At 48.4% G+C, this 21,651-nt stretch carries 14 protein-coding genes; 11 read left to right on the forward strand and 3 right to left on the reverse strand.

The features are described from left to right. The first annotated feature begins 178 nt into the window (after positions 1-178). The 3 genes from ACY2RR_RS10525 to ACY2RR_RS10535 are packed head-to-tail and all read left to right on the forward strand — an operon-like array spanning position 179 to position 2,504. The gene (locus ACY2RR_RS10525) at positions 179-1,159 is read left to right on the forward strand and encodes a GlxA family transcriptional regulator (RefSeq protein ID WP_490108104.1); all 981 of its coding nucleotides are present in this window, start codon (positions 179-181) and stop codon (positions 1,157-1,159) included. 33 nt (positions 1,160-1,192) lie between these two features. Next, complete coding sequence (locus tag ACY2RR_RS10530) at positions 1,193-1,996, forward strand: hypothetical protein (protein WP_490108105.1); 804 nt, start codon at positions 1,193-1,195, stop codon at positions 1,994-1,996. A 16-nt stretch (positions 1,997-2,012) separates the two neighbouring features. Then, positions 2,013-2,504 (forward strand): DUF2147 domain-containing protein, encoded by a 492-nt coding sequence (locus tag ACY2RR_RS10535; RefSeq protein ID WP_490108106.1) that lies wholly within the window; start codon positions 2,013-2,015, stop codon positions 2,502-2,504. Between the two features lie 17 nt (positions 2,505-2,521). On the opposite strand, the gene ACY2RR_RS10540 is transcribed toward ACY2RR_RS10535, so the two are convergent. Continuing rightward, entirely contained in the window at positions 2,522-4,804 is a 2,283-nt protein-coding gene (locus ACY2RR_RS10540) for an ATP-dependent helicase (protein WP_490108107.1), read from the reverse strand. 151 nt (positions 4,805-4,955) lie between these two features. Here ACY2RR_RS10540 and ACY2RR_RS10545 point away from each other — a divergent pair, with 151 nt between their 5' ends. After that, on the forward strand, positions 4,956-5,561 hold the full coding sequence (locus tag ACY2RR_RS10545) for a nuclear transport factor 2 family protein (RefSeq protein ID WP_490108108.1): 606 nt from the start codon (positions 4,956-4,958) through the stop codon (positions 5,559-5,561). Here ACY2RR_RS10545 and ACY2RR_RS10550 read toward each other — a convergent pair. Beyond that, positions 5,558-6,241 carry a TetR/AcrR family transcriptional regulator gene (locus ACY2RR_RS10550; protein ID WP_490108109.1) on the reverse strand — a complete coding sequence of 228 codons (684 nt, stop codon included), beginning with the start codon at positions 6,239-6,241 and terminating at the stop codon, positions 5,558-5,560. The two genes, ACY2RR_RS10545 and ACY2RR_RS10550, sit on opposite strands and share 4 nt — an antisense overlap. Before the next feature lie 165 nt (positions 6,242-6,406). Between ACY2RR_RS10550 and queC the strand changes: the two genes are divergently transcribed. Then, positions 6,407-7,108, forward strand: coding sequence for a 7-cyano-7-deazaguanine synthase QueC (gene queC, locus ACY2RR_RS10555; RefSeq protein WP_490108110.1), 702 nt, complete (start codon positions 6,407-6,409; stop codon positions 7,106-7,108). After that, on the forward strand, positions 7,108-7,773 hold the full coding sequence (gene queE, locus ACY2RR_RS10560) for a 7-carboxy-7-deazaguanine synthase (RefSeq protein WP_490108111.1): 666 nt from the start codon (positions 7,108-7,110) through the stop codon (positions 7,771-7,773). Before queC ends, queE begins: the two co-directional genes overlap by 1 nt. A gap of 16 nt (positions 7,774-7,789) precedes the next feature. On the opposite strand, the gene ACY2RR_RS10565 is transcribed toward queE, so the two are convergent. After that, positions 7,790-10,039 (reverse strand): hypothetical protein, encoded by a 2,250-nt coding sequence (locus ACY2RR_RS10565; protein ID WP_490108112.1) that lies wholly within the window; start codon positions 10,037-10,039, stop codon positions 7,790-7,792. A 181-nt stretch (positions 10,040-10,220) separates the two neighbouring features. On the opposite strand from ACY2RR_RS10565, the gene ACY2RR_RS10570 reads away from it, so the two are divergent. The 5 genes from ACY2RR_RS10570 to recD all read left to right on the forward strand — a co-directional run bounded on the left by ACY2RR_RS10570 (position 10,221) and on the right by recD (position 21,588). Continuing rightward, on the forward strand, positions 10,221-11,738 hold the full coding sequence (locus tag ACY2RR_RS10570; protein ID WP_490108395.1) for an FMN-binding glutamate synthase family protein: 1,518 nt from the start codon (positions 10,221-10,223) through the stop codon (positions 11,736-11,738). Positions 11,739-12,040: 302 nt separating this feature from the next. Further along, positions 12,041-12,721, forward strand: a complete 681-nt coding sequence (locus ACY2RR_RS10575; RefSeq protein ID WP_490108113.1) for a hypothetical protein — start codon at positions 12,041-12,043, stop codon at positions 12,719-12,721. 88 nt (positions 12,722-12,809) lie between these two features. After that, on the forward strand, positions 12,810-16,124 hold the full coding sequence (recC, locus tag ACY2RR_RS10580; RefSeq protein ID WP_490108114.1) for an exodeoxyribonuclease V subunit gamma: 3,315 nt from the start codon (positions 12,810-12,812) through the stop codon (positions 16,122-16,124). Further along, positions 16,121-19,744, forward strand: coding sequence for an exodeoxyribonuclease V subunit beta (recB, locus tag ACY2RR_RS10585; protein WP_490108115.1), 3,624 nt, complete (start codon positions 16,121-16,123; stop codon positions 19,742-19,744). The genes recC and recB overlap by 4 nt, the downstream gene beginning before the upstream one ends. Continuing rightward, a complete protein-coding gene (recD, locus tag ACY2RR_RS10590) occupies positions 19,738-21,588 on the forward strand; it encodes an exodeoxyribonuclease V subunit alpha (protein ID WP_490108116.1) in 1,851 nt (616 codons plus the stop codon). Before recB ends, recD begins: the two co-directional genes overlap by 7 nt. Positions 21,589-21,651: the final 63 nt, after the last annotated feature.

Here is a 21,651-nt window from a genome sequence, read left to right on the forward strand (position 1 = left end):
TCAGAAATATGACAAGAAGTGTATTCCTTGATCATTTTGCATGACTGAATATTTTAGCCATATAATTAGACATAATGGCCAATTACTACTTTTTGTAACTTTTTTCCGTAATCGTGCCCACATATTTCATGCTTCAGCGTGGTGCACTGTGGCTTATGACGGTGTATGGAACCCGGTTATGTCTGTTTATCTGCTGGCTCTGAATGGCATGATTGCTACCAGCCTGACCCTGCCGCTGGAGATGTTGAATGCCGCCCGGCATATGCACAGAGCTACTCGGCAGAAAGGTAAAGCGCCAAAACTTCATATCGTTGGAGAAAACCTGGAGCCGGTGACAACTACCGGCGGGCTAAAACTGATTCCTGGCTGTGAATACCAGGATCTTCCCCAGGCCGACATTATTTTTATTCCGTCGTTCTGGAGAAACCCGGCCCCCCTTCCGGAACAATGGCCAGAAATTTCAACCTGGCTTAAAGCGCAGCACGCTGGTGGTGCCCGGCTTTGTGCCACCGGTACCGGTGTGTTTCTCCTGGCAGGAACTGGCTTATTGGATGGCAAACCTGCAACAACCCACTGGTTTTACCTCAACCTTCTCAACAAAATGTTTCCTGAAACATTGCTTAAACGCCACCATCTGATTACCCAGGCCGGGCGGGTCTATTGTGCGGGCAGTGTGAACTCCATTGCTGACCTGACCATCCACCTTATTGAATCTCTTTTCGGTCAGGGCATTTCTGCCCGGGTTGAACAACAGTTTTCTCCGGAAATCCGCCGGCGTTATAGCGATCTTTTCTACTCTTTTGAATCCAGCGCTCCGCACCCTGATGAGACCATTGTTCTGGTACAGCAGTGGCTGCATGAGCATCACCAGCACAATATTTCCATGGTTGAGTTAGCCTCGCAGTTTTCAATGAGCCAGCGCACCCTGAACCGTCGTTTTCGGGAAGCAACAGGTATGACGCCTACAGAATGGCTGACCCGGTTACGGGTAGAAAGTGCCCGTGACCTGCTCAACAGTACCAATCTGGAAATTGGTGATATTGCTTTACGGTGCGGATTTACTGATGCCGGTTACTTTAACCGGGTATTCCGGAAACAAATGGAAACAACTCCCGGGCAATATCGCGCCAGTGTGCGAGGCAAGTTATTCAGCCCCTGACTATACTGCCGCCCCTTTAGTGCTGGGGGTTCTATGGTTAAAACAGCTTTTCAGGCGGCCGGGTTCGGAATAGCAGCCTTAATCTTTGTTCCTTGCGGGGGAATGGCATCATCAACCTATGATGAAGAAACCAACCCCACAGCCGAACTTCGCCTTATCGAAAACCTGCCTGAAATAAAGCTGATTGATAAATATAAGGCTTACTTTCCCCCCGTTACTAAGGAATCCATTTTCAGGGAAGTCGAAATAATCTCCGACGAACTGGCTGAGCTCGAGAGTCAGGGCGAAATCAGCCAGACAGTGGCTTTGGGGGTTTATACCGCTCTTGGAGTGATTGCCGTTGGCGTGGCTAACAACCTGTTTCTGGCCCACTTTTATCCCCATAATGTGGGCTGGCCCGGAATCATCCCCTGGGGAAGATCAAACTCTGCATATATAAGGGCGGTTGTCAGCGGGATAGTAACCTACATATTGCCAGCTACCGTATCCGGCGGAGTTAACGCATTAATTGCCCGCTCTGGGCGCCTGCCTATTATTCATAGCCATGAGTTTGGTCGTGTTTTTATGGCTGAAGAAGCATTTATGGTTGCTCCATCCGCACTCTCTCTTTTGTATACCTACCTGACAAACGGGGGGCTACCCGCACGAGTGCCTGCAGTATTGAATTCACAGGTAGGTATGCCCATAAGTATTTTTCTCGGCTCAGCTATGCTGGCGGCCTACAATCTTGTTTACACCCGTTTCCAGCGGGGATACACCTACCACCAACTTAAGTTAAAGCTCCATTCATTGAACAGGCAGTATCAATCTCTTGAAGCCTCTTCAGTGCAGCATTAACCCCAGGGCTATGAGTATGCGGAACCACAAACGGCTCTTAAGCACATTTACCATTTACGCAATGCTGGCAGCTACGATTTGCATCCACCAGAAAAGTTTGGCGGAACAAGGCGTGGTTAAAAATAGCCAGACACCTGCCGGTATATGGATAACTATTGATGATAAAACCAAATCCCCAGCCAGCCATGTAGAAATCTGGGAAGACAATGGCACCTGGAATGGCCGGATCATCCGTATTCTGGATGAACGGGAGCGTACCGCTTTATGTACCGAGTGCTCCGGAGATAAAAAGAATCTGCCTATAGAAGGTATGCAGATTCTCTGGGGAATGAAAAAAGTTGATGAGGACTATGACAAAGGCAAGATCCTTGATCCCGCCAACGGCAAGGTTTATTCCGCCAGTATGAAGCTCCTTGATCAGGGAGAAAAGCTAGAGGTGCGCGGCTATATCGGTTTTTCCCTGATTGGACGCTCCCAGGTATGGAAACGTCTTCCTGCCAAGTCATGAGGCTTTAAACTAAGCCTTTAAATAAAGTATAAGTGAGCGCTCTTCTTACTGAAGTCATACTCACTGCCATCATCAAAACGTACTTTAAAATCGGTACCGGTTTCCGACAGAACTTTTCCCTGCCCAAATATCGAGTGACTGACCTCAGTTTTCTGCCAGGGTAGGGATAATTCAGAGTGAATAGCTCTCGCCTTATCACTCCAGGTAAATTTCAAACCCGGGCGAACAGACGCGACATAACTTTCAGCAACATCTGATCTCGGAAAATCCAAAGATACTTCGGGGCTCTCCTCAGAATTCTGATGAAGGTATTCTCCCACCTGACAGGAAAGTTTATCCCGCAGCTCCCCAATAAAACGGCTTGGCATTTTATCAGCAGTCTGTGTGGGCTGGCTGCCCGGACTGGGAGTGGTGACAAGATAAAGTTCTTCTTTGGCCCGGGTCATGGCCACATAAAAAAGCCGACGCTCCCCTTCAATACCACTTTCACCTAAAGGTTCATCGCCAATACTGCATGGCAGTTGCCGGTCAATCAGTCCAGGAAGAATAACCACTGGCCACTCCAGACCTTTGGCTTTATGCATACTGGTTAGCAACAGGGCATTTTCCCGAGTACGCTTCTTTTTGTTGGTGTTCTGCTGTCGTTTTTCCCGGAGGTCATCAAAAAACTCACAGGCGGCCTTGGCATCATGCTGTGTTGAGGCCAGATAACGAATAAAACTGTCTATGGCCAGTAACTGCTCTTCTGCACGATCCCGATCCAGAGCCGACTCTAATATCCAAGGCTTTAACTCCACGCCCAGAATATATCGTTCCAAAAGTTTTGCGGCCGACAACTTTCCCTGCTCTATTCGCAGCAACATCCGTCCACGTTCCAACAGGCGGTTTTTTTGAAAGTCACTGATATCCGGTAAATAACCTTCGGCCTGTTTCATCATCCAGCGACCGTAACTCTGCTCCTGTTCAGACAGCAATCGACAAAAGGATTTCAACCAGTCATCCCGAATACCAACATGGGGAAAACGAAGTAATTGCCAGAATCGTTGATATCGGGCTTCTGTAGGCATTGCCTGATAACGTCCGGCAGCTAATTCCAACAGATACAGAAGAAACTGAATTTCCTGACGGTCAAAGGCTCCTTTTTCTGCTTCGCTGATAAAAGGAATTCCAGCTTCTAATAACGCAAGTTCCAGGGTAACAGCCTGACTCCATAACCGTACCAGAACGGTAATATCGGTCAGTGGACGACCACCTGCCACAAGCGTGGTCAGGTGGTCGGATAACCAGCGGGCATGATCATTCTTCTCAATCCGCTCAACCTGTGTTGGTGGTGTGGACTCATGGGCGATACACAATGTGTCACCCCTGCCCTGATTGCGGGTAATCAAGTGATCGGCGACTAAAGCCAACCTGTGGCCATAGCGGAAGGTAAAACTCAGTGAGTAGTGAACTGGTTCGGGGAAATCTTCGGCAAAGGTTTTAAGAATATATTCTGGGCGTGCACCACGGAATTCATAAATAGTCTGATCTGGATCTCCAACTACCATTACCTGTGCACGACGCCCGGCAATCATCTTCAGCAGAGTATGCTGCACCTCATTGGTATCCTGATACTCATCCACCAGCATCAGGTCCATTTTATTGGTAATACGCTGCACCAGCTCGGGCTGGCGCAACATCAACATCACCGGTTGATATAGCATATCCGCATAGGTAATCAGACATTGTTCCAGACGCCAGGATTCAAAGGCATGATAACCTTCCAGCAAAAGCTTCTTACGGTTGTCGTACTCGTACTCTTCAAATACCAGTTCTGGCGAACGGGTGGTGCTCTTCACCAGATCAATAAACCCGGTTAACTCACTGACCCAGCTGCTTTTATTAGCCTTTAGAGAATCCTGCATACTACTGGGTGCAACCCGCTGCAGTATTTTCCAGCACTCAAAGTCCATTCGTGGGCCAGACAAAGGATCACCTGTCCAGCGAGGCAAAAAGCCATCTTTGGCGAAAAACTGGTACAGCCGCAATCCCATAGAGTGATAGGTGCGGATATCCGGCATAGTCAGATCAGGATGTGCCGTGCGGGCAAGTTTACGCTGAAAATCTTCCCGGGCGCTACGGTTAAACATAAGAACCAGCATTCGGGCTGGGTCCTGCCCTCGCTCCAGCTGTCTGAGAACATGAGCCACCAGAGTACTGGTTTTACCGCTGCCGGCGACTGCGGTCACAATAGCGTGACTTCCACAGTGTTCGATGACAGACAGCTGTTCATCAGTCCAGTTTTTTTCAGAAGCGTTCAAAAGGCAAACCACAAAACAGTACAAAGAAGAAAACCCGGTAGACTAACGACACACGCCCTTGGTTTCCAGCACGTAGTTTCCCTTCTTTCTTTGCTCGTGCCTTTTTACAGGTCTATGTTTCCCCTCTCTTTAATCACAAAATGCTCTAACAATGCGTCGTCTAACAGATTATTACTTTGTATTCGTACTGCTGGCTTCACTCTCTATAAACGTCAGCGCCAGCCCCGCCTCACAAGGAACTGAAGCCAGCAAAAAACTCACCGATCTGATGAAAGATTATGTGACCTGCTGGCATACCAACGACCTGAGATGCCTGATGAGTCTGCATGTTCGTGAGCCGCCAGTATTACTTGCCGGCCCGCAGGCAGAAGAACGAGCAACAAACCTGAAAGATGCTGAAGGTCTTTACGATAAGTGGCTGAAAGCCATAAGTAATCCCGAGCCCGTTGGGGTAACCGTAAAAGATACCGTAGTGATTGCCGGGCTAGATAATGACTCCGGAATAGTTTCTGCCGATTTGATTCTTAAGGGAACAAGTGCCGAGAAAAGCCCTTTGGCTCTGAAAGGTCCGCTGCGTGTAAGTTTGTTTGTGGTTAATATCCATGGAGTCTGGTTGATTCGCAGTGCAAATCTGTCCCTGCCCCTTCCAGCCGAAAAAACATGTCCGCCCTGCCCTGTATGCCCAAAAGTCACAAAGGCTAAGGCTGCAGAAAATGATAAAACTAAAAAGAAGGTGTCAGAGGCTGCTACTCATTAGCCTGATTCGCTTATAGTCTCAGGCTTTGCGATAGAACGTTTTGGTTCAGGAATATCTAAACCACAACCACCCAACACTAGTTTCACTATTGTATCCGTTGCCTTATTCAGCTCTTTTTGGGATAAGGCATTGCGCTTCAGCATGTAAAGAACCTGGGCTTCATAATCCACATAGTGCTGGGTCATACTCCAGATCATAAACAACAAGTGCCGGGGATCAATGGGATTCATACGTCCCTGGTCAATCCAGCCCTGAATCACTGCAACCCTGCCCTCAAACCATTGGCGAGCCTCACCTTTAAACCGGTCACTGAGAATATTGGCGCCATGAAGGATTTCGCCAGTAAACACCCGGGCTGCATCTGGGTTTTGACTGGAAAACACCACTTTGTCCCGGATATATCCGGCCAATGCTTCAGCAGGATCGTCCTCGGCACTGATATGATCAAAACTGGCATTCCAGCCTATGACAATATTGTCGAGCACAGCTTCGTAAAGCGCGAGTTTGCTGGGATAGTAATAAAGAATATTGGCTTTTGGCAGTTCAGACCGCTCAGCCACAGCCTGTACAGAAGTCCCTTTGTAACCATTACGGGCAAACTCACATTCTGCTGACTGCAGAATTTTCCGCTGGTTATTTACGCGAATCTGGCCTGCCCTGGACGCAGTTGCCTTTGTCATTCTTGTCATCCGATTCTTTTAAAGGCTGTAAGAATCCGTAACAGATTCTGGCTGGGAGTTCATAGTAAGGGGAGCGCCCCGGGTTTTCCACTATCTCAATAGCTTTTCCCGAAAGGCTCTTATACTATCCGTCTGCTTTTGTATTCAATCAGGCGTGCCCGTTTTATGACCATGAAGTCCAGTCAATCCGATTCCCCCGAAACAGCGGTTGTCATCTATTCCGGCGGTATGGACTCCTTTACCGTTTTGCACAAAGCACGCCAGCAAGGTTATAACCTCCATGCCCTCTCTTTTAACTATGGTCAGCGCCACAGCAAAGAGCTGGAATATGCCGCCAGGGTTTGTGAAGAGCTGGATATTCCCCATAAGGTGGTTGATATCACTGCCATTAATGATCTGGTAGGCGGTTCAGCACTCACCTCCAGTGAGATTGATGTGCCAGAAGGCCACTACGAAGAGGACAATATGAAGGCAACGGTTGTCCCAAACCGGAATATGATTCTGTTATCTCTGGCCACCGGGTATGCCCTCTCACTAGATGCAGGTAAAGTTTTTTATGGTGCACATTCCGGTGACCATACTATTTACCCTGACTGCCGCCCTGAGTTTGTAGATGCAGTGAATGAAGTGACAAAAATCTGCGACTGGCAACCAGTCACTATCGAAGCCCCCTATCTCCATTCCAGTAAGATTGAAATATTGAAAGACGGCTTGGCCATGGGGCTGGATTATGGCAAAACCTGGACTTGCTACAACGGTCGGGAAAAAGCCTGTGGCAAATGTGGTTCCTGTGTAGAAAGGCTGGAAGCCTTTGAGTACAACAACTCTGTTGACCCTCTTGAGTATGAAGCAGCGGTAACCGCCTGATGTACAGTGTGAAGGAAATGTTTTACACCCTGCAGGGAGAAGGCGCTAATGTTGGCCGCCCCGCAGTCTTCTGCCGTTTCAGTGGTTGTAACCTCTGGAGCGGGCTGGAACGGGATCGGGCTTCATCCATCTGCAATTTCTGCGATACCGATTTCCGCGGTACCGATGGTGAAGGCGGTGGCAAGTTTAAAACCGCTGAAGAGCTTGCTGCCGCAGTTTGGGATAAATGGCCAGCTGATTATAAAGACCCTGCCAGCCGCCCTTTAGTTGTTTGTACTGGCGGAGAACCGCTGTTACAACTGGACGAAGCCGCAATAAAAGCCTTGCATGAATGTGGGTTGGAAATTGCCATTGAAACCAACGGCACACAGCCCATTCCGGAAGGTATTGACTGGTCAGTGGTCAGCCCAAAGGGTACGGCTGAAGTTGTGGTCACAGAGTGCGATGAGCTCAAGCTGGTTTATCCTCAATCCGAGGCAATGCCAGATAAGTTTGAACATATTAAGGCCAGCCATTATTACCTGAGCCCGATGGCTGATCCTCACAGGGAGAGTGAAGATTCTCTTTACAGGGATAAACTGACTCGGGAAGTGATTGATTATTGTCTGAGCCATCCACGCTGGCGGCTAAATCTGCAAACCCACAAAATTGTGAATATCGCCTGAACCATGTGTTTGGGCTTTAGTCTGTGTCACCGTAGATATCATACAATGTGACAGACGGCCCACTATCGCCAATATCATCGCCTTCCTCACCAATCCAGCATTCGCCAACAGATGCATTATCGACGTCAGAACCCTCATCATCAGAAGATTCATTATCTGGCGTATCAGAGAACATTTCACTGCCTTCGTCGTCACTGTCCGTCGTTGTTGGCACAGGCTCCCGCTCTTGTTCTTTTAATTTGAGCAGGACATCTTTGTAATTTTGATACTCCTGCAATATTTTTTTGTTTCTCAGCCCTTCTTCATCTTCTTCATGCCCTGGCAGCCACTTTGTTTCATCAATTTTCATGGCCTTGACCTTTTTCCTGAAGGCTCTGTTAATAGCCTCTACGGATACACCAACATTCACGCCCAGTGCTTCAGCGGCTTCCTGCCCTAGCTTCTCAAGCTCTTCACCTTCCGTTGTTTTCCCTTCATTTTCATCGGAGTGAACCCGTTCAAACAGCAAATAACTGATCATACTGTCAAACATTTTCTTTGTGTTAGAGCCGAACTTATCCCTGACCAATGTAGACAGGCGCTTTATGTCCTCACTGCCTGTTTCACGGAACGTGGTAATAGTTTCCGTCATGGCCTTTGATCGTTCACTGACACTTCTATCGTCTACATATTCTTCAAAAATTTCGTAGATTTTATCTTTGATTTCCTGATCTTCTTTGCTCAGTTGGAGTCTTTCGGGGAGACCTAATTTAATACCATCAGATGCCCTTACAACACCTCTCTGATATGCCCAGACTGCACTCATCAACTTACTGTGGAGTTTCAGGCAGTTTAAGGCCAGATCAGTGTCCATGGCGGTAAAATCATGAATGCTCTCAAAAAGTGTTCGGTTTCCACGGGAATAACCTCCAAGAGCTTCCGAGAAGAAAACCCTTTCAGGACGGCGCCATCTGGTAACAGCCCCACTTCCGAGTTCCCTTTTCATCAAAGCCAGGCTGCTTGCCGCCTGTTGTTTTGATGATTGACCGCCAGAACCTTCTTGTTCTAGAGGTGGCATATCTGCAGCACTGTTACCATCAGTGATTGCCTTAAGCCTTTCCGCCTCTTCCAAGGCTTCCAGCTCATAAGCCTCTCTTCTCTTCGCCGATTCCTCATTGATCATATCTAACACAACATTTGCGAAATCATCTTTTCTAGCCTTCTCAATGCGCGCTTCATCAAATACGACCCCTTCAGCTTTCAGCTCGCCAAGGCGACGCTCCACGTATGCCCAAACTGCGTTTCTTTTAGGGAATGAAGGGCCAAGGGCTTTATCAACTTTCCTTTTCGTTTTTTTGGAAATTTTGTAACGTTTGGAGAGTTTTTCGGTATCTCCTTTTCTTTCCCGCCATTCAAACTTGGTGCTGCCGCGTCCTTTTTTCCTGGACTTTCCAGAACCTGTTGTGGAATCTGCTGCAACACTTGAGCTTGAGGATCCATCAGTAATGGCCAGCATCGGTTTGAACGCCAGGGCGGGTCGGTATTTTAATGTCCGTTCAGGCATACCTTTGTTAAATATCCTGACTGCCTTTTGCAGTTTTTTCTCGTAGTTGTAATCAAGCTTTCTGAACTGTTCTGTAATCTCTTTTCTTATGGTTTCAATATCGTTTTCGATATCCACCATTCTTTGTTCGAAATCAGATTTCACATAATCCATCTGTCTACGAACATCTTCCAGCGTCATACCAAGCGGAATAATAACTGGCACTTGCGGCGCGGGAGGATCAAGATCATGAAGTAACGCCTCTTGAATGTGGGAATCCCAGACGCCTCGAATAATCTGCGTATAAAGAGGGGGATATTTCTTTTTCAGGAATTGGGAAAGTTTTTGAAACATCTCCCTTTCCTCCACTGCATCTGAAACATCGCTAGTAGAAGCCTCTCCAGAAGAGAGCTTCAGTTTCTTTGTTGACGGTCCGTTCTGGTTAGCCTTTCTTTTTCCTTTACCTTTCAGTTTTTGACACTCTCGGGAGAAAATATCATTCACTGCTTTTTCAGTCGCACTTCCCAGCGCTTCAAGTTTCTCATTGTAAGTGACACGAGGCCTCGTGGGTTCTACTCTCCTGAAATCATGAACTAGCTTCGATTTACGACTGGCACTGCTGACAATTTTAGCTTTGTGCTGATGAGGTATTGGGCTACCACTGGATAAGCCACCTTTAAGATCTGGTGAAGCAGGCTGATAAGGAGTCGAGTAACTGCCTCTAAGGCTTCGTCTTTGGGCCATAGTGATAGCAAACCTGAAGTTAACAATGATTTTTTGACCTAAAGTCTCCAAAAGGGTTACAGGCCGGGTAACACCCTTGTTACCAGAAGCTGACTACACTGCTAAAAATGCCCTGCATCCAAGCTTCAGCAGGCAACGTAAATCTGATAAATCATTTCAGTTGGAGCTTACCCCTATGGGAATGGAATTTCTTAATCAGGACTTTGTTCGTTTTATAACCGCTGCCCTGCAAATACTGGCCTCTCTGTTTATTTTCGTCATGGGTGTTGGCCTGGCTGCCGTTCTGGTTATGTATGTGGTCGACAAAAACCAGACCCAGCAAACAATTCGACGCAACTATCCGGTAATTGGCCGGTTCCGGTATTTCTTTGAACATATTGGCGAGTTCTTCCGCCAGTACTTCTTTGCCAGCGACCGGGAAGAACTTCCTTTCAACCGGGCTCAGCGTTCATGGGTTTACCGGGCGGCCAAAGGGGTAGACAGCACTGTAGCATTTGGTTCTACCAAACCGATTAAGGAGCGTGGTTCTATCCTGTTTTTGAACTGCCCTTACCCTACTCTGGCTGAAGATGCTCTGGATATAGACAGTGTTGTTATAGGCCCTACCAGCAGTACTCCTTATCGCCCCGGTTCCCTGTTTAATATTTCCGGGATGAGTTATGGCGCTCTTTCCGGCCCGGCTATACAGGCTCTCTCCAAGGGAGCCAAAGCGGCTAACTGCTGGTACAACACTGGTGAAGGCGGGCTTTCCGATCATCACCTGAAGGGTGGCTGCGATATTGTTTTTCAGATTGGCACAGCCAAATATGGCGTGCGTGATCAGGAAGGAAACCTGTCCGATGACCGCCTAAAAGAAGTGGCCAGCCACCCACAGGTTCGAATGTTTGAAATCAAACTCAGCCAGGGAGCCAAACCGGGTAAAGGCGGCATTCTTCCTGGAAATAAGGTGACGGAAGAAATCAGTCGTATCCGTTTGATACCGGTTGGCAAAGATTCCATCAGTCCAAACCGTCATCCGGAGATTAACTGTACTGGCGATTTGCTGGATATGATCGACCGTGTGCGTACCACTACGGGCAAACCGTGCGGCATTAAATTTGTGCTGGGTGCCACCAACTGGCTGGATGACCTGTGCCGGGAAATTCATAAACGTGGCATAGAATCAGCGCCGGACTTTGTGACCATCGATAGTTGTGACGGCGGAACCGGAGCCGCACCAATGGCACTTATGGATGATGTTGGCCTTCCCCTGCGAGAAAGCCTGCCTTATGTCCATGACCTGTTTTTACAGAATGGGCTCAGGGATCGTATTCGTATTATCTGTTCCGGCAAAATGATTAACCCAACCGATGTGGCCTGGGCGATGTGTATGGGAGCTGATTTTGCTGTATCAGCCCGCGGATTTATGCTGGCGCTGGGTTGCATTCAAGCGCTTCAGTGCAACAAGAATACCTGCCCGACGGGTATTACTACCCACAACAAAAAGCTTCAGCGTGGACTTGTGCCAAAAGATAAAGCCAAACGGGTAGCTAGTTATCACGATAACCTTGTTCATGATGTGGAACTGATCAGCCATTCCTGCGGTGTGAAAGAACCTCGCAGGCTTAGGCGCTACCATGCCCGTCAGGTGATGGAGAATGGTTTGTCCGTTTCTTTGGATGAGCTTTATCCTTATCCGGAAATAAGCAACGCTAAATAAGGTTCAGAGTTAATGCGATCCAGTTCAATCAATTGGATCGCTTATTAAAAGAATAATTCATTGTTGATAGGATGTAGCATATTCAAAATTTAAATAATGCGGAAAGTTATTTCCGCAATCTGTTTTCTTACGAACAAAGCCAATACAACAGGTAACGTTTTTATTAAAATTAAATCAAAATGAATAAAGAGTGAGTCAACGCAATAAAACCTTGCAAATAAGTCATTAGCGAGCCTAATACCTATTTACAATCCTTTCCCTATTCTCCAAAAGGAAAAGTACCTAAAAAATGGATTTTCCTGATGATAGAAGCCGTTGCACTTGTTATTGCCAGCCTTGGGTTCAGTTTTTACATATTCAGTAGAGGCTATGCACAAATTCAATACTACCAGCTTGTAAAACACCTTTCGGAAAATGAGCGGGAACTGAGAGATCGATCTGAACAGTTGTATCGACAGGTCTACTCAATGCGTAACCGTTGCAAAGATGATTGGGAAGATTTGTTGTTTGAATACAAAGGCATCATATCTTTGGCTGACACCACCCAGAAGCTGAAAAAAGAACAGCTTAACGATGAGAATTACACGGTTGATGCCGAATATCTGGGCATTCATTCCATAGACCGTATTATTCGTTCCTTTCTGGAAGGCCAGTTCGATATCTACCCGGAGTTCAAGCGCCCGCTGGTTGCAGCCCTCTCCTACTTTCGTTATCACGACAAACCTTACCGGGTGCGCAATAATGAGACTCAGTTTTTCATCCTTTACCGGGACATCAACCGTTACGAGCCTGGTGAAGAAATAGAAAGAATTCCTTTCTATGCCAGCCGCTTTAACGAAGATAACTGCGAGTTCGAACCTGTAGCCATTGAGACAGATCCTTTTACCAATACCTATGACAAACAGGAAAGTCGGGAATACTGTCTGGAACAGTTGAAAATTTCAGAATCCTGTTACCTGATTCGCCGCAGCCTGAATCAATAGGAACTGACTGCCTGAATAACTTGTCACATTCCCCTCTATTGCTGACAATGGGTGAGCATCTCCCTGCTACCGGATATCGGAGAATCCGTTGCTCACCCTTTATCATTCCAACAGTCTGTATGATCTGAAAGAGATGCTGGTCAAACTGATCAGCCTTGAACCTCTCAGTAACCCTCTTGAAGCCGAGCAGATTCTTGTTCAAAGCCCCGGAATGGCACGCTGGCTGCAACTGGAAATTGCTGAAGCTTTTGGCATAGCCGCCAGTATAGATTTCCCTCTCCCGGCCACCTTTTTGTGGAATATGTTCGTCAATGTTCTGGATGATGTTCCGGAACGCTCTGCCTTTGCCAAAGAGAGCATGACCTGGAAGTTGATGAGCCTGCTTCCCCAATGGCTCAACGATCCCCGCTTTGCCACATTACAGCGCTATACTGAAAACGACGCTGACTGTGTAAGACGTTACCAGCTGGCTGGGAAAATTGCCGACATATACGATCAATATCTGGTTTATCGCCCGGAATGGATTTCAGAATGGGAAGTCGGCAACGATTTGCCCGAGCTGACGGAAGGCCAGGAATGGCAACCCGTGTTATGGCGCGCTCTAGTGGAACGGACACAAGAGCTTGGGCAATCCCACTGGCACAGGGCCAATATGCATACGGCCTTTGCCAAAATACTAAATCAAAGCAATCCTTCTAAAAGCCTTCCTAACCGTCTGTTTGTATTTGGAATTTCCGCCCTGCCGCCGGGTTATGTCGATGCCTTGCACGCCTTGGGACAACAATGCGATGTGCATTTAATGATAACTAACCCCTGTCGTTATTATTGGGGGGATATTCGCGATGCCCGCTATCTGGCAAAGATTAAAGCCGAGCGCTTCCGTGAAGGCATGAACCCGGATACACCTGAATCATTGGACGACACCGGCAACCCCCTGTTGGCCTCTATGGGAAAACTGGGGCGGGATTATCTTTACCAGCTGCAGGAACTGGCCAGTGGCGATAACCCTATTAATGAGATCGACTCTTTTGAAGGTATTGAGCAGGACTCCCTGCTGCACTGTATTCAGCACGATATTCTTGAGCTGAAAGATCGTTCTGGCAGCAATACTGTTATGAAGCCAAACGACACATCCCTAACATTCCACGGCTGTCATAGCCCGCTCAGGGAAGTGGAAGTTCTCCACGATCATTTGCTGCAACTATTTAATGATGATCCGACACTGACACCGCGGGATATTATTGTCATGGTGCCGGATATCGACAGTTATTCGCCTTTCCTGCAGGCGGTCTTCGGTAGTGCCCCTGATGAACGTTATATTCCCTTTGCCCTTTCTGATCGTAGTGCCAGCCACGAACATCCAGTGCTCGCGGCTTTTCATAAGTTGTTGACCCTAGATCAAACCCGCGCCAGCGGCCCAGAACTTATAGAGTTACTTGAGGTTAAAGCTCTTCAGTCTCGCTATAGTCTTGATGCCAACAACCTGGCCACTCTCAGCCAGTGGATTGAAGACGTCGGTATTCGTTGGGGTTTGAATCAATCCCATCAGTCCCACTTTGATATCCCTTCACGGCAGGAGAATACCTGGCTGTTTGGCCTGCGTCGTATGCTGCTGGGTTATGCCATGCCTCAGAGTATGGGGCTTTATAACGAGATTCTGCCTACGGACCTTGCTCAGGGCATGGAAGCCGAGCTTGCCGGCCATCTGGCCGACTTTATTGAAAGCTGTGAATGGCTGCTGTCAGAGCTTGAACAATCTCGCTCCGCCGATGGCTGGACTATTTTCCTGAACCAATTGCTTGAGCGTTTTTTCACACCTGATGAAGATGATGAACAGGCATTGCAGAGTATCCGCTCAGCTCTGGAAAACTTCCGTCAGCAGCTCAGTGATGCCCGGTTTGATGAAACATTGCCACGTGCGGTGATGGTGGACTGGCTGCAGGAACATCTCGGCAATACCCGTAATAGCCAGCGTTTTCTGGCTGGCCAGGTGAATATCTGCACCCTGATGCCTATGCGCTCTATTCCTTTCCGGGTAGTTTGCCTGCTGGGAATGAACGACAGTGCTTATCCACGAACATTGCCGCCTATGGGTTTTGATCTGATGAGTCGCCAGCCTCGCAAAGGCGACCGTTCCCGCAGAGAAGATGACCGTTACCTGTTTCTTGAAGCTTTGTTGTCGGCCAAGGAAAAGCTTTATATCAGTTATGTCAGCAGAAATATCCGTGACAACAGTGAGAAGTTTCCCTCAGTGCTGGTATCTGAGCTGCAAAATCTGATTACAGAGAGTTTTATTCCCGAATCTGATAGCAACAAATCACTTATTGAAACTTTGAGCTACCAGCACAGTCTGCAGGCTTTCAGCGCTTCAAACTTTTTGAAAGATAACCCCAATCGCAGTTTTGCTAAAGAGTGGTTACCAGCTGCTCAAGGAAGTGGGGAGGCACCCCAGCCATTTTATCAGCAACCACTGGAACCGCTGCCTCTACCGGATAACAAAGACACTCTCGACTTGCCTATGGCTCAGCTTATTGCCTTCTGGAATAACCCGTGTCAGGCGTTTTGTCAGCAACGGTTAAAAGTATTCTTTGACGATAATGACGACCCTGCGGAAACCCGCGAGCCCTTTGCTCTCAGTGGTCTAACTGGGTGGCAATTAAAAGATTCCCTGGTTCATAAATATCTGACTGGTGCCAGCGAGCAGGAGTTCCGCCACCATGCCCGTGCCGCTGGCACACTGCCTCACGGCAGTTTTGGCGAGCTGGCGATTGATGATCTGTGTGAGGATGCTACCAGCCTGGCAGAACTGGTATCTCCCTGGATAGCAGGAAGCCCAAGAGATATTGAAGTTAATCAGTTTCTCAATGACAGTCGCTTAACTGGCTGGCTTGATACGATTTACCCCCATGGTCAGGTATTCTGGCGTACTGGGAAACTCCACGATAAACACCGCTTCAGTGCCTGGATACAACATCTCAGCTACTGTGCATCAGGCCTGCCGGGGCACAGCATTTATCTTACAGCAGCAACCCAGTTCCGACTGACACCTGTTGATCCGGAAATCGCTCTATCACATCTTTCCTATCTTGAACGATTGCTGCGTGAAGGGTTAACCCGCCCCCTGCCCTTTTTCCAGAGAACAGCCTGGGCATGGATTAATGAAGCTGCTGACGATATTGCCATATCAGAATCTGAAGATGATTTGGAAAAAGCCCTGAAGAAAGCCACCGACGCCTTTTATGGCACAGGCTTTGGCGCAGCTGGTGAAGGCACCGATCCCTATATACAACGCTGCTGGCCGGAACTTGAACCGGTATATCCTGAAATGATCAGCCTGGCTCACTCTCTTTTGCTGCCGCTCTTTACCCATTTAAAACCACTGGAAAAGGGGGAGCAGCCATGAGCAATTCTCAAACTCTGACGCTTGATCCGCTCACCCTTCCCCTTCATGGTCATTGCCTGATCGAAGCCAGTGCTGGAACCGGGAAAACCTGGACCATTGCTGCGCTGTATCTGCGACTGTTACTCGGTCACGGACGTAATGAAACTTCGGAACCGTTAACAGTCGACCAGATTCTGGTAGTGACCTTTACCGAAGCCGCCACCGAAGAACTCAGGGACAGGGTTCGTGCAAGGATTCATGAAGCCCGACAAGCTTTTATTTCCGGTGAAACGAGTGATCCGTTGCTGAAAGAACTGCTCAATGATCTCAGCGATCATCCTCAGCAGGCTGAACGCTTACTCGCTGCTGAAAGACAGATGGATGAAGCGGCGATCTTCACCATTCACGGTTTCTGCCAGCGTATGCTCAAACAGCATGCCTTTGAAAGCGGGACACTGTTTACCAGTGAATTGATGGAAGATCAGTCAGAACTGATGGCGGATACTGTTGCCGATTTCTGGCGCAGAACCATGTACCCGCTTAATAAGGAACTGGCGGAACTGGCTCGCAGTTGCTGGAAAACACCCGCAGCACTGGAAAGCGAACTCCATCAATGGCTCAGTCAGCATGGCTTGCAGGTTGATGAACGTCATATCCCCAAATCTCTTGATGCGCTCCAGCCATTAATTGATGAAATTCGTGCGGTAAAACAACTGTGGTGTGAACAGCAGGACTTGATTGAGTTTGAACTGGGCAAGGTCCTGAAAAAGAACAGTAAACCCTGGAAGCGTCTTGCTGGTATGGCCAGCTTTGCCCGCAGTGCGTCTTTATCACCCTTCTTCCAGAAAGAGGCCAACTGGCAGCATTACACGCCATCCGCGCTGGCAAAAGCCTGTAATAAAGGTAAGGACATTCCTGATCTGGATGTTTTCCGTCGAATTGAGTCCATCGACGAAAACAATATCGAGCTGGTCTCCGCCTTCCGCACAATGATGCTTCGGGACGCATTAAAAAATGTTCAGAGCCGTATGATTCAGCGCCGTACTGAACTGCGGAAAATGTCTTTTGATGATCTGCTTACCAGACTGGATGATGCCCTCGAAGGCTCCGGTGGTTCACAACTGGCCGAACATATACACGCAGCATTTAAGGTAGCCCTGATTGATGAATTTCAGGATACCGACAGTATCCAGTACCGTATTTTCAATAACCTATACCCGATTGATGATACAGAAGACAAAACCCACGGCCTGTTTCTGATTGGTGACCCTAAGCAGGCAATTTATGCCTTCCGTGGCGCGGATATTTTCACTTATATTCAGGCTCGCAGACAGATCAGCCAGCGCTACACCCTGCCCCGGAACTGGCGTTCTTCAGCATCCATGATCAACGCCACCAACCATCTGTTTGAGCAGGCGGACTCTCCGTTTATTTACGACAGCGATATTCCATTCCTTCCTGTCGATGCTTCACCTGATGCTGGCAGCCGAGGGCTGTTTGTTGATAGCCATCCTCAATCCGCCATGCAGCTCTGGCATCTGGATAATGGCGCTTATGCCGTCGGCAAGGGTGATTATGAAGAGGCTATGACCCAGTCAACAGCTAACGAAATTAACCGTCTGCTGACTCTTGCTAAAGAAGGGCGATGTCATACCGGTAGCAGTAAGGGGAAGAAACATCTAGTGCCAGGTGATATTGCCATTCTGGTGCGCACAGGAACTCAGGCAGAGAAAATCCGCCAGGCATTGGCAGAACAAAATATTGCCAGTGTTTATCTCAGTGATCGCAGCTCAGTATTTGATGCTCCCGTGGCCCGTGATTTAACCCGTATTCTTGCCGCCTGTCTGGAACCGGCCAATGAGCGTAACCTTCGGGCAGCGATGGCCACACCATTGCTTGCCCTTCAGGCCACAACACTTGATGAACTGAATAATAATGAGCTTCACTGGGAGTCGGCTGTCGATGAGTTCACCGGTTATCATGAACAATGGCTGCGTCGTGGTGTTTTGCCCATGCTGCGCACACTCATTGCTAAACGGAATCTGGCTGAAAACCTGTTGACTGAAGTAAATGGTGAGCGACGACTTACAGATGTACTTCATCTTGGCGAGCTGTTGGCTGCTGCGGCACGGGAGAAAGATACCCCCCACGCACTGTTGCACTGGTTGCAGGAACAGATCATCAGCCCAAACCAAAATGCCAAAGACCAGCAGCTGCATCTGGAAAGTGAGCAGCACTTAGTACGTGTAGTAACTATCCACAAATCTAAAGGTCTGGAATACGGCGTCGTATTTCTTCCCTTTGCCTGCACATGGCGACCTCAGGAACAGGGTATTTACCACGATGACAATCAGAAAGTGATTGCCGACCTTAGCGCCCGGCCAGAAACCATTGAAAAAGCTGATAAAGAACGACTGGCCGAAGATCTTCGTCTTCTTTATGTTGCCCTCACCCGTTCGGTTCATGCCTGCTATCTGGGTGTTGCACCGGTAAAACTGCGGGCCAGAAAAGATACGGAAACTACTGATCTTAATTTAACTGCGCTTGGGCACCTGTTGTTTAATGGGCTGGCCATTTCTCCGGCGGCATTAACAGAGTCACTGAAAACACTGGAAGACAACTGTCCGTCCATCACCATTTCACCTCTGACAGAGCCCTGTGGTGAACCTTACACTCCGCCAGAACAGCCAGTACCGGAACTATCAGCACAAACATTTCACGGTTCGATAGCCAATGACTGGTGGATGACCAGTTACTCGGCTCTTTCCCGCAACGCGGAACATCGTCACAACACTGCATCCGATACCCCGGATGCTACTCACGAACAGCCGGGGCTTGATCTGGAAGTACAGGGACAACAAGCTGATAGCAACCTGAGGGAACGCCCGCCGTTTTCATCATTGTTTGATTTCCCCCGAGGAGCCCGCCCCGGCACCTTCCTCCATGAAATCTTTGAGCGAATTGCTTTTGATAACCCTGAGTCAGAAGCTATCGAAGCTATGATTCGTGAACAGCTGCTGGTCAATGGTCTGGAAGAAGAGTGGCTACCCGTATTGCAGGATATGGTCAATAACACGCTTAGTGTCCCAATAAATAACCACTGCCAAAGCTTTCAGTTGAATGAATTAGATACCGGTAGCTATAAAGCCGAATTGGAGTTCAACCTCTCCTTAGGAGTGCTTCAGGCTGACCAGTTAAATCAATTACTGCAAGCATCCAACGATCCTCTGGCGCCTAAAGCTGGAAACCTGACATTCCAAAAAGTTCAGGGGTTGTTGAAAGGGTTTATCGATTTAACCTTCCAACATAATGGTCAATGGTATGTGCTGGACTGGAAGTCCAACTGGCTCGGTGATTCCACCAGTGCTTACACCAGAGAAGCAATGGCCGATGCGATGATTGATCATCGTTATGACCTGCAATACCTGATCTACACTCTGGCCCTGCATCGGCTTTTGAAAAGCCGTATTCCCGATTATGACTACGAAACCCATATAGGCGGAGCTATTTATGTTTTTCTCCGGGGAATTCAGGGTGCTAATGCAGAAAATTCAGACACTGGTATTTATCACCACCGGCCAGAAAAGAAACTGATTGAAGATATGGATCGTCTTTTCCAGGGAGAGTTTTGCCCATGCTAAGTACTCTCCGGCAACTGGCAGATAACGGCGTTATCCGGCCACTGGACTACCACTTTGCCCGCCTGTTGGCAGAGCACAGCCAAAGCCCTGTGCTGCTGCTAGCTGCGGCTTTAACCAGTAGAGAGCTGGGTAACGGTCATACCTGCCTGAACCTCAATAAAACGGACCTTTTCCAACTATTGGGAGCAGCCCGCTACGCTGACACCATTAAAGCCTGCCCACCGCTGGAACAGTGGCAGGAATATTTAAAAGATGAACCTGCTATCGGCAATGGTGAGCAATCAACACCACTGGTTCTGGATAATGGTCGCCTGTATCTGATGCGCTACTGGCAATACGAGAATGCTATTGCCAAACGTTTTAATAGCAGCAGGCACATCCCCCTGAGCGGCACCTTAAGCCATGAACAGATTCGACAGATTCTTGATCGCCTGTTCCCAGAACAAAATGAGAGCGAAATATACTCTGCCCAGATTAACTGGCAGAAAGTCGCTGCAACTGTTGCAGCCAGTCATTCATTGTCAGTTATCAGCGGTGGTCCAGGCACAGGAAAAACAACAACGGTTACTCGCCTGTTGGCACTTTTGGTTGAACTGGCGCTGGCCGAAAATCCAGACCGACCGCCGGCTATTCATCTTGCCGCGCCAACCGGTAAAGCTGCTGCACGTCTTACAGAGTCCATTGGTTCCGCTCGTTGGAAGCTCAACTGCAGTAAAGAAGTGCGTTACGCCATTAATGATCAGGCCACCACCCTGCACCGTTTACTGGGCGTAATTCCGGGGCGGGCAGAGTTTCGCCACAACGCCGAAAATCCTTTACACCTTGATGTTCTGGTGGTTGATGAAGCCTCCATGATTGATGCGTCTTTGATGGCTCGCCTGCTAGAAGCACTTCCCAAAGAGGCACGACTGATACTGCTGGGAGACAGAGACCAACTGGCTTCCGTTGAAGCTGGCAGTGTGTTGGGGGATATCTGCAGCAGTATTGATAAAGGCTACTCCCATGACCAGATCAAAGAACTAAAGGCGCTAACCGGTTATGAACTGATGGAGTTTGTATCAGGTCATGGTCCATCAATCCGCGATAGCTTGTGCCTGCTGCGTAAAAGTTATCGTTTCGATGCCCACTCCGGCATCGGTCGTCTGGCTAAAGCTGTTAACAATGGTAATCGCCTGGAAGTGCAGTCTGTTTGCCAGGAAACGTTAGATGACCTGCAGCTAATTCATGCCGGAGATATTCAAAGCCAGTTAATGAAATCCGCTGTTGATGGTTATCGCCCTTATCTGGAAGCGATTCATGAAGACGCATCGGCCGAGACGGTGATTGAAGCCTTTGATCAATTCCAGATTCTCTGTGCCCTGCGGGATGGCAAATGGGGTGTTACCGGTTTAAATGACAATATTCGCACAGCACTGGCTAAGGCAAAACTGATTCCCGGCGAAGGTGTCTGGTATCACGGTCGCCCGGTATTAATTACCCGCAACGATCCGGCGCTGGAGCTTTATAACGGGGATATTGGTATCACCTTCAAACGTGAGGATGGACGTTACCGGGTTGCCTTTCCCAAACCTGATGGTTCTGTTCGTTTTCTGCTGCCAAGTCGTTTGCCGGAACATGAAACCGTATTTGCCATGACTGTTCATAAAAGCCAGGGCTCAGAGTTTGATCAGGTTGCGCTGGTCTTACCAGAATCCCCTTCACCAGTGCTCACCCGTGAATTATTGTATACCGGCATAACCCGAGCCAAGAACACACTATCTCTGTTTTCCCGCCCGGATATTCTGGTATCTGCGGTTGATCGCCCAATAGAGCGTATTACCGGGTTAGCTGATAGATTAGTTTAAATAGTCGTGACACAAAGGTCAGCCCTACTGACCTCTGTGTCAGTGACGCCAAAACCAGACTTT

It is taken from the genome of Parendozoicomonas sp. 2304DJ65-17 (genome assembly GCF_058148445.1).

What these genes read in the sequence shown, in the direction of transcription:
- ACY2RR_RS10525 (WP_490108104.1), top strand. Translation starts at nt 179, where the DNA reads ATGTCTGTTTATCTGCTGGCTCTGAATGGCATGATTGCTACCAGCCTG.
- queE (WP_490108111.1), top strand. Translation starts at nt 7,108, where the DNA reads ATGTACAGTGTGAAGGAAATGTTTTACACCCTGCAGGGAGAAGGCGCT.
- ACY2RR_RS10575 (WP_490108113.1), top strand. Translation starts at nt 12,041, where the DNA reads ATGATAGAAGCCGTTGCACTTGTTATTGCCAGCCTTGGGTTCAGTTTT.
- ACY2RR_RS10550 (WP_490108109.1), bottom strand. Translation starts at nt 6,241, where the DNA reads ATGACAAAGGCAACTGCGTCCAGGGCAGGCCAGATTCGCGTAAATAAC.
- queC (WP_490108110.1), top strand. Translation starts at nt 6,407, where the DNA reads ATGACCATGAAGTCCAGTCAATCCGATTCCCCCGAAACAGCGGTTGTC.
- recB (WP_490108115.1), top strand. Translation starts at nt 16,121, where the DNA reads ATGAGCAATTCTCAAACTCTGACGCTTGATCCGCTCACCCTTCCCCTT.
- recD (WP_490108116.1), top strand. Translation starts at nt 19,738, where the DNA reads ATGCTAAGTACTCTCCGGCAACTGGCAGATAACGGCGTTATCCGGCCA.
- ACY2RR_RS10545 (WP_490108108.1), top strand. Translation starts at nt 4,956, where the DNA reads ATGCGTCGTCTAACAGATTATTACTTTGTATTCGTACTGCTGGCTTCA.
- ACY2RR_RS10535 (WP_490108106.1), top strand. Translation starts at nt 2,013, where the DNA reads ATGCGGAACCACAAACGGCTCTTAAGCACATTTACCATTTACGCAATG.
- ACY2RR_RS10570 (WP_490108395.1), top strand. Translation starts at nt 10,221, where the DNA reads ATGGAATTTCTTAATCAGGACTTTGTTCGTTTTATAACCGCTGCCCTG.
- ACY2RR_RS10565 (WP_490108112.1), bottom strand. Translation starts at nt 10,039, where the DNA reads ATGGCCCAAAGACGAAGCCTTAGAGGCAGTTACTCGACTCCTTATCAG.
- ACY2RR_RS10530 (WP_490108105.1), top strand. Translation starts at nt 1,193, where the DNA reads ATGGTTAAAACAGCTTTTCAGGCGGCCGGGTTCGGAATAGCAGCCTTA.